Source organism: Pseudorhodobacter sp. (assembly GCF_030452865.1).
Lineage (GTDB): Bacteria > Pseudomonadota > Alphaproteobacteria > Rhodobacterales > Rhodobacteraceae > Pseudorhodobacter.
Genome location: NZ_JAKDLJ010000148.1, coordinates 1 through 7,933, shown reverse-complemented (window position 1 = coordinate 7,933; position 7,933 = coordinate 1). Strand labels below are relative to the sequence as shown.

The following is a 7,933-nucleotide window of genomic DNA, read 5'->3' as shown; positions in this document are numbered from 1 at the left end:
CGATATGGCCGGCACCGGTGTCGTTGTCGGGGCGGCGGCAGTTTGCGGGCGCGGCTCGGGGCGGCGGCGGTCGACGGTGGGGTCTGCCGCAAAAGCAGAGAGAGGGCTCTCGCCCTCCGTCATCGTCACGCCTGCGGTACTGGCGGCGGCGGCACCGTTCGCGACCGATGCTGGTAGCGGTGCAGCGTCAGGCGGCGGTGCAACCGCCGGTGCCGGATCAGCGATGGCGGAGGGGCGTGGCGGCGGAAGCACCGGTGGCTTGGCCGCGATCAACCAGAAACCGCCGGGCGTCACCACGCCGCGCACGGTTGGTTTGATGGTGCCATCCGGCTCGAAGACATATTGCGTACCGAACGGCGGCGGCGGCATCACGCTTTCCGGCGCTCCATCGGGGCGGGCTTGCGGTTTCGGCAACGCCACGGCGTCGAAGGCGGGTGGCTGATCATCTATCGCCGCAAGGAAGATTTCATCCTGCGGCCCGCGCTCCGGCCCGGCTCCTTGCGCGGTTCCGTTGGTCTCTGCGACTGCCGGGCCGGGGCCGGTGACTGTCGGCTCGGCGACTGCAACCTCTGGCGCGGCGACGGACGGAACCGGGGTTTCTGAGGACGTTGCTTCCGGAACCGCGGCTTCGGGCGCGTTGGCTTGCGCTGTCGCGCCGGTATCGTCCAAGGCTTGCGGCGTTGTCGCGGCGGTCTGACCATCTGCTGCTGGCATCTGCGCGCCTGCATCGGCGTGACCGGTGGTCGGATCGCCCGCACCATCGTCGCGCGACAAATAGACCGAGGACCAGGCCGCAATCCCCGCCAGCAAAGCCAACAAAACCAATGTCAGGATCAGGCCCAGAAAGCGCGGCTTGCCACGGCGCGGCTGCAACTTGGCACCGAATTTGCCCATGGTCGCGTCGCCGCCCGCGACGGTTTCGGTGGTTCTGCTGCGCGCGCCAGCGGTTGCGTCAGGATCGCCCGTGCCGGATTTCACCCGGTCATTGAACCAACTCACCGCTGAGGTTTTGCTGCGGATCGGGTCAGCTTTCGGTGGCGCTGTCACGCTTGCCCTTGCGGCATTTGTTCCCTTCAACCCGCCATCAGTGCGGGATGCAATCGGCAGGGCCGCCGTGCCGTTCAGCGGTTTGGAGATCACTTTCGGCGGCGCTGCCGAGGGCTGCTTGCTTGGCTTGACCGAGGTGATGGTTGGTGCTGCCGGACCTGCGGGTTTTACGGTTGGCCCGAGCGGCGCGGTCGCCAGGGCGGCCGGCGCTGCGGAGACGGCGACCGAAGGTGCGGACGGGTTGACGGGTGGAACTGCGGCAGGCCCGATGCTAGGGGCGCTTTGATCGGATGTCTTGTCACGGCTTTCGTCGCGGCGGCGGCTGGCAAAGCTGGGGGGGGCTGCCGGCGGCCTGTCGAGATCGGCAATGCTCGGCTCGGTCACGCCGTCAAAGGCTTTTGCCGCCTCCTCATTCGCGCCGACATCGCTTTGCGCCCGCTGACGTTCCGCCTCGATGAGGGCGGCTTTGGTCCGGATCTTTTCCTGCTCGGCGAGGGCGGCACGAGTCCGCTCTGCCTCCTCCGCCAGCCGTTTCGCCTCTGCCTGCGCCAGCTTTTCAGCGCGCGCCTGCAATTCCGCGCGTTCGGCATCGGCGCGGCGCTGGTTTTCGGCGACGGTTGCGGCTTCGTCGGAGGCGCGTTTGGCTTCGGCCTCATCGGCGCGGCGCTTGGCGTCGGCTTCGGCCGCCCATTGTTTGGCGCGGGCTTCCTGTGCGGTGCGCGCTTCTTCCAGTTCCTTGCGCTTGGCTTCCGCCGCGCGTTCGACCTCGGCAAAGCGGTCAGCGTCTTGCTTGGGCGAGGCGTCCGGGCTGTCAGTCTTGGTCTCGGCGTCTTTCTTCGTCTCCGGTGCCGCGATCGCAGACTCTGCGACCTCCGGCGACGCGCCCTGCGATTCGCGATCCTTCGCTTCTGGCCCCTTCGCTTCGGGTTCCTTCGGCGCCGGCTCCTTTGCCTTCGGATCATCCGCCTTTTCGCCCTTCGGGGCCGAGGCATTCTCCTCCGGCTTCGCCTCGGCCTTGTCGCGGGCGATGATCTTTACCGGGTCTTGATCGCGCGTGACCTTTTCACCTTCGGGCAACAGCGTCGCGGCCAGTTTCGACGTGCCGAACCACGGCTCCCCAGCAAATTGACCCTCTGCCGGGATGGTAACGAAAGACACCGGGTTGAAGCGATGGGTTTCGGCAAAACCTTCGGCCTCCGCCAGGGTTTCTCGGGCGACCACAGCGACCTGAACCGTGGGCCCAGTGCCCCACCAGTCAAACACCAGCTCATCGGCGGCGTAGGGCGTACGTCCGTCCAGTGCGGCGAGGATCTGGCTTTCACGCGCAGCCTTGTCGGGGCCGGGCGCGTCCACGCTCAGGTAAAGCACCTGTGACGGCGGCAGGATCAGCTTGGTGGTGATGCCATGCGGCGACAGCCCGAGGGCGGAGGCACGCAGATACCCCAGCGCCTCCTCCAGATCGGGGCTGTCAAACGCGGCTTCTCCCACTTCCAACCAGCCACGCGAGGTGCGGTGGAGCAGGCTGATGGCCGTATCGGTGATGTTCAGGGCGAAATTTGGTTTCATTGCACGGGTCTAGCACAAAAGGAAAAGCACCGGGGAGTCCCCCCCGTCTTAACGCCCCTCCTATAGCAGCTTTTTGCCGAATGGAAGAAAAAGCCAACAAAATAACTGCCTGTTCGGCGGTATTTCTGCCAAGGATTGCCGGATGAGGTGCGTCTTATGATCTGATGCACCCCCAAGTTACAGGAGAATACCTATGCGTGTACACAAGACCTTGATTCTAACGGCGCTGTTGGCGCTGACGGTGCCCGCCCTCGCCGGGGCGCAGGCGATCGGCAATCCACAGCCGAGCATCACCATCACCGGCGAAGGTATGGTGGAGGTGAAGCCCGACATGGCGACGATTTCGCTGGGTGTCACCACCACCGCCAAGACCGCGACGGAAGCGATGGCGGCGAATTCGGCGCAACTTTCGACGGTTCTGACGAACCTCAAGGCGGCAGGGGTGGCGGACAAGGATTTGCAGACTTCCGGCCTTTCCTTGCAACCGAACTGGAACAACCGTTCATACGCCTCCGGGTCCGGAAACGAGATCACCGGATACACCGCGTCGAACCAGATTTCGGTGCGGGTGCGTGACCTTTCGCAGCTCGGCGGTTTGCTCGATGCCGCGATCACCGACGGGGTGAACACCTTGAACGGCGTGACATTTGGCTTGACCGCTCCTGACCCGGTGCTGGATGCCGCGCGCAAAGCCGCCGTTGCAAACGCGCGCCACCGCGCCGAATTGTTGGCCGAGGCGGCTGGAGTCAAGCTGGGCTCGGTCGTCACGATTTCCGAAAATGGCAGTTACAACCCGCAACCGCAATACAAAGGCTATGCAAGTGCGGTGGCGGAAAGCGTTCCGGTTGAAGCGGGGGCTTTGAACCTGACGGCAAGCGTCACTGTGGTCTGGGCCTTGGCGCCATAATCTCCATAGTATGTCAGTCTTATTGACATAAGCCCAAATCAGCGCCAATCCTTTCCCGATCACCAGATCGGGGAGGGTTTGCCATGAATTGGGATCAGGTCTTTGCCAGCCGGACAGCGCGGATGAAGGCATCCGAAATCCGGGAATTGTTGAAACTGCTGGATCAGCCCGACATCATTTCCTTCGCCGGGGGAATTCCGGACCCGGCCTTGTTCCCGACAGCGGAATTTCAGGCGGCGATTTCTGGTATCCTGTCCGGGCCAAAGGCCGAAGCTGCGTTGCAATACTCGGTGTCCGAAGGGTATTTGCCGCTGCGCGAGTGGATCGCCGGGCGCATGGCGCAACTTGGTGTGCCCTGTGATGCGGGCAATATCCTGATCACGTCCGGCTCGCAGCAAGCACTGGATTATCTGGGCAAACTTTTGTTGTCGCCAAAAGACACAGCGCTTGTCGGTTGGCCGACCTATCTGGGCGCATTGGGTGCCTTCAACGCCTATGAGCCGGAATATGACCGGCTGGACCCACACGCCAACCGCGCAGCTGCCGATTATGCCGACGCGGCCACAGCCAAAGGCGGCCGGGTGAAATTCGCCTATCTGTCGGTCGATTTTGCCAATCCGACCGGCGAAACGCTGGACCGCGCCGCGCGGCTGAAAACGCTGGAACTGGCGGAGGCTTTGGATATCGCGATCATCGAGGATGCCGCCTATCAATCGCTCCGGTTCGACGGTGAGGCGATCCCACCGATTCTTGCGCTGGAAGTGGCGCAGAAGGGCAGCGTGGAGGATTGCCGCACGCTTTATTGCGGTTCGTTTTCGAAGACGCTTGCGCCGGGGCTGCGCGTGGGGTGGGTCTGCGGCGCAAAAGAGGTGATCGGACGGTTGGTGTTGATGAAACAGGCGGCGGATTTGCATTCGCCAAGCCTGAACCAGATGGCGATTGCCGAGGTTGCGGGTGCGATTTTTGACAGTCATGTCGGGAAAATCCGTGCGGCCTACTGTGCGCGACGCGATGCGATGTTGGCGGCCTTGGCGGCACATATGCCCGCAGGCGTGGAATGGACGCGGCCGGAAGGTGGGATGTTTGTCTGGGTCACGCTGCCAAAGGGGTTGGACGGCGCGGAACTGCTGGCGCGGTCGTTGCAAACCCAGCGCGTCGCTTTCGTTCCCGGTTCTGCGTTCTTTGCCGACGGATCGGGGCGCAACACGCTCCGCTTGTCATTTTCGCGGGTGGATGAGGCCGTGATTGCCGAAGGGATCAAACGGTTGGGGGCGCTTTTGCGACAGATGTAGTTGGGCGCGGTGCGCTGAAGCGCACCATTGCCGGGGCAAAGCACACCCGCCAGGATGTTTCCGGCGGGTGTGTCAGAGGGCTTAAACCTGCGCCAAAGCCTGTTCCAGATCGGCGATGATGTCTGCCGGGTCTTCAATCCCGATGGACAGGCGCACGGTTTCCGGGGCGGCACCCGCTGCCTTGAGTTGATCCGGCGAAAGCTGGCGGTGCGTGGTGGAGGCCGGATGGATTACCAGACTGCGGGTATCTCCAAGGTTCGCGACGTGGCTGAACAGCTTCAGCGCCGAGACCAGTTTGACACATCCATCATAACCGCCTTTCAGCGACAGGGTGAACAATCCGCCTGCACCTTTCGGGCAAACGCTGGCCAAGCGCCCGTGATAGGGGGAGCTTTTCAACCCGGCATAGGTGACGGCCGAAACTTGCGGCTGTTTTTCCAGCCATTCCGCGACCTTGATCGCGTTTTCGACATGGCGGGCCATGCGCAGCGACAGGGTTTCAATGCCCATCAAGGTGTAATGCGCGCCTTGTGGATTCATCGTCATCCCCAAATCGCGCAAGCCGATGGCGATGGAGTGGAAGGTGAAGGCCATCGGGCCCAGTGCCTCATGGAATTTCAACCCGTGATAGGCGGGTTCGGGCGCCGAGAGGCTGGGGAACTTGTCGCTTGCTGACCAGTCGAATGTGCCGCTGTCGACCACGCAACCGCCGGTGACGGTGCCATTGCCGGTCAGGTACTTCGTGGTCGAATGCACCACGAGGGTCGCACCCAGTTTGATCGGTTGGCACAGATAGGGCGTGGCCGAGGTGTTATCGACGATCAGCGGCACGCCGCCTTTCTTGGCAATTTCCGCAATGGCAGGAATGTCGGTGACATAGCCGCCGGGGTTGGCGATGCTTTCGCAGAATATCGCGCGGGTTTTGTCGTCAATCGCAGCAGCCACCGCATCCACATCATCGAAATCGACAAACTTCGCCGACCAGCCGAATTTGCGGATCGTATTGGTGAATTGCTGGATCGTGCCACCATAAAGCCGGGTGGAGGCGACGACGTTGCAGCCCGGTTGCATCAGCGGGAACAGCGCCATCAGTTGCGCCGCGTGACCGGAGGAGCAGCAGACCGCCCCGGCCCCGCCTTCAAGGGCGGCAATACGCTCAGCCAAGGCCGCAACCGTGGGGTTGGTCAGGCGGGAATAGATATATCCGACCTCTCGCAAGTCGAACAAAGCCGCTGCGTGGTCGGCGTCGCGGAACACATAGGCAGTTGTTTGGTAGATCGGGATCTGGCGCGCGCCGGTCGCCGGGTCCGGGTTGGCCCCGGCATGGACTTGCAGCGTGTCGAAGCCGAGTTTTCTGGTGTCGGACATTGGATTTTCCTCATCTGTTCGCAAAGGATTGCAGCCGCATTATCGGCGTCGTCGCGCAGGTTAGGCCAAAGCCGCAGGCTGTACAATCGGCGTCAGAAGCCGGCGTCGCCACTTCGCGGGGCCGAATTCCTGCGATGGCGGGCTGCGCCATGAAAGGGGTTCCTTGCTGGCCATCGGCGGGAAAAAGCCATTCCTTAAATACGGCATTTGCCAGAACATCTTCACGAATATATGGAGGCCAGGTAAAATATTGGAGATTTCGATGGTATCCGTGACCCGCCGTGCCGCCCTGCTGGGCTTTGTCGCGACGCTTTCCGCTTGCGGCAGGGGCGAAAGCCGTCAGTCCGCTCCTGACCGCTTCGATCCTCCACTTTATCCCAATGAAACGCCGAAATTGCGCGGACAGATCAACCACTATGCCGATTTCTATGAGGTGCCGCGCAGTCTTGTGCATCGGGTGATTATCCGCGAGAGCCGCCATCGCCCCTCCGCGCGCAACGGCCCCTATTACGGCCTGATGCAGATCTTGCCGCAAACCGCGCGGGGCATGGGATATAGCGGCAGTGCGGCGGGCTTGCTTGATGCTGACAACAACCTGAAATACGCGGTAAAATACCTGCGCGGGGCGTGGCTGGTGTCAGACGGCAACCAGGACAGCGCCGTGATGTGGTATGCCAAGGGTTACTATTATGAGGCCAAGCGCCGGGGGCTGTTGCAGAAAACCGGTTTGCGTCGCTGAAACGGGCGTTTTCTCGTCTGGCGGAGGCGGAACCTCTGCCACGGTTAGCCGAGGGTGGAGGGCCTGAATGTTTTTTTGAAATCATGTTGTTGCACGATTTGAATTCTGTCGTGTCGCACGTCGGGTCCGATGGCGACGGGTATTAGCCTGCCCAAAGGGCCGCTATCGGCGCACCCCTCCGAAAGCGATCAGCTCACACCTGCGGCATGAAAGCCGATGGCCGAATTTGGGCCACACTTCCCAATTTCACGCCGACCCACTGCCAGACGCGGGGCCGCGCTTGTCAGGGCCGCAGCTTCGGGTTAAGCGAAAGCGGAGCAACGGGCCGGAGGGTGGGCGCATGGGTATCGACAAACAAAGCGATGTGGCGGCGAATTTGCAGATCGGGCCAACAAGTCTTGGCATGGTCCGGCTTTATGTCGAAGGTGAGGGCGTCGATTTGCCGCTGGATTTCGACCCCGATGAAGCGGATGAGATCGCCGAGGAGTTGAAGGCCGCAGCCGCTGCTGCCCGTGCGATGGGTGAGGGGTCGGCCAAGAAAAAGCGCTAAACGGTATTCGGCAACAGGCCGGTGGGGCGCGGATCACGCAGCGCGTGCAGGCGCTGCGCGGCGGTGCGGGCAAAAACCCGGGTGACCATCTTGCGCCGGGGTGCTGAAAGCCGGTTCTCGGGCGCCATGCGGATCAGTTCGGCATCGTAATCGTCGGCAAAGATCAGGCCGGTCTCATGTGGCAGAAGCTCGGTCGGAAAATTCGTGTCGACGGACCAGAAGAACCGATCACACCATGGCAGATAACCCTGCCATTTTGCGTCTGACATGAAATCCGCGCGCGAGGATTTGCATTCCACAATCCAGACCTCGCCTTTCGGGCCAAGCGCCATCACGTCAACCCTCAGGCCTGAAGCGGGGATCAACTCCTCCACCGTGACGAAGCCAAGGTTGGTGAGATGGCGGCAGGTGCCGCGCGCAAGGCGTTGGCCGATGCTGAAGCCTCGTTGGCCGCACAGGCGAAA

The 7,933-nt window shown here is 62.4% G+C and carries 7 protein-coding genes; 4 read left to right on the top strand and 3 right to left on the bottom strand.

Going from position 1 to position 7,933, the window contains the following annotated elements; genetic code table 11:
* The coding region (locus tag L0H65_RS10230; RefSeq protein WP_301458774.1) for a hypothetical protein at positions 1 to 2,613 on the bottom strand (2,613 nt) is incomplete at its 3' end.
* 193 nt (positions 2,614 to 2,806) lie between these two features.
* On the opposite strand from L0H65_RS10230, the gene L0H65_RS10225 reads away from it, so the two are divergent.
* Both L0H65_RS10225 and L0H65_RS10220 read left to right on the top strand, forming a co-directional pair.
* Complete coding sequence (locus L0H65_RS10225) at positions 2,807 to 3,520, top strand: SIMPL domain-containing protein (protein ID WP_301458773.1); 714 nt, start codon at positions 2,807 to 2,809, stop codon at positions 3,518 to 3,520.
* An 83-nt stretch (positions 3,521 to 3,603) separates the two neighbouring features.
* Entirely contained in the window at positions 3,604 to 4,812 is a 1,209-nt protein-coding gene (locus L0H65_RS10220) for a PLP-dependent aminotransferase family protein (RefSeq protein WP_301458772.1), read from the top strand.
* An 81-nt stretch (positions 4,813 to 4,893) separates the two neighbouring features.
* Here the strand turns inward: L0H65_RS10220 and L0H65_RS10215 are convergent, their stop codons facing one another.
* Positions 4,894 to 6,180, bottom strand: coding sequence for an O-acetylhomoserine aminocarboxypropyltransferase/cysteine synthase family protein (locus tag L0H65_RS10215; RefSeq protein WP_301458771.1), 1,287 nt, complete (start codon positions 6,178 to 6,180; stop codon positions 4,894 to 4,896).
* A gap of 262 nt (positions 6,181 to 6,442) precedes the next feature.
* Between L0H65_RS10215 and L0H65_RS10210 the strand changes: the two genes are divergently transcribed.
* On the top strand, positions 6,443 to 6,919 hold the full coding sequence (locus tag L0H65_RS10210; protein ID WP_301458770.1) for a lytic transglycosylase domain-containing protein: 477 nt from the start codon (positions 6,443 to 6,445) through the stop codon (positions 6,917 to 6,919).
* 340 nt (positions 6,920 to 7,259) lie between these two features.
* Positions 7,260 to 7,469, top strand: coding sequence for a DUF6324 family protein (locus L0H65_RS10205; protein WP_301458769.1), 210 nt, complete (start codon positions 7,260 to 7,262; stop codon positions 7,467 to 7,469).
* Here L0H65_RS10205 and L0H65_RS10200 read toward each other — a convergent pair.
* On the bottom strand, positions 7,466 to 7,927 hold the full coding sequence (locus L0H65_RS10200) for an MmcB family DNA repair protein (RefSeq protein ID WP_301458775.1): 462 nt from the start codon (positions 7,925 to 7,927) through the stop codon (positions 7,466 to 7,468). The two genes, L0H65_RS10205 and L0H65_RS10200, sit on opposite strands and share 4 nt — an antisense overlap.
* Positions 7,928 to 7,933: the final 6 nt, after the last annotated feature.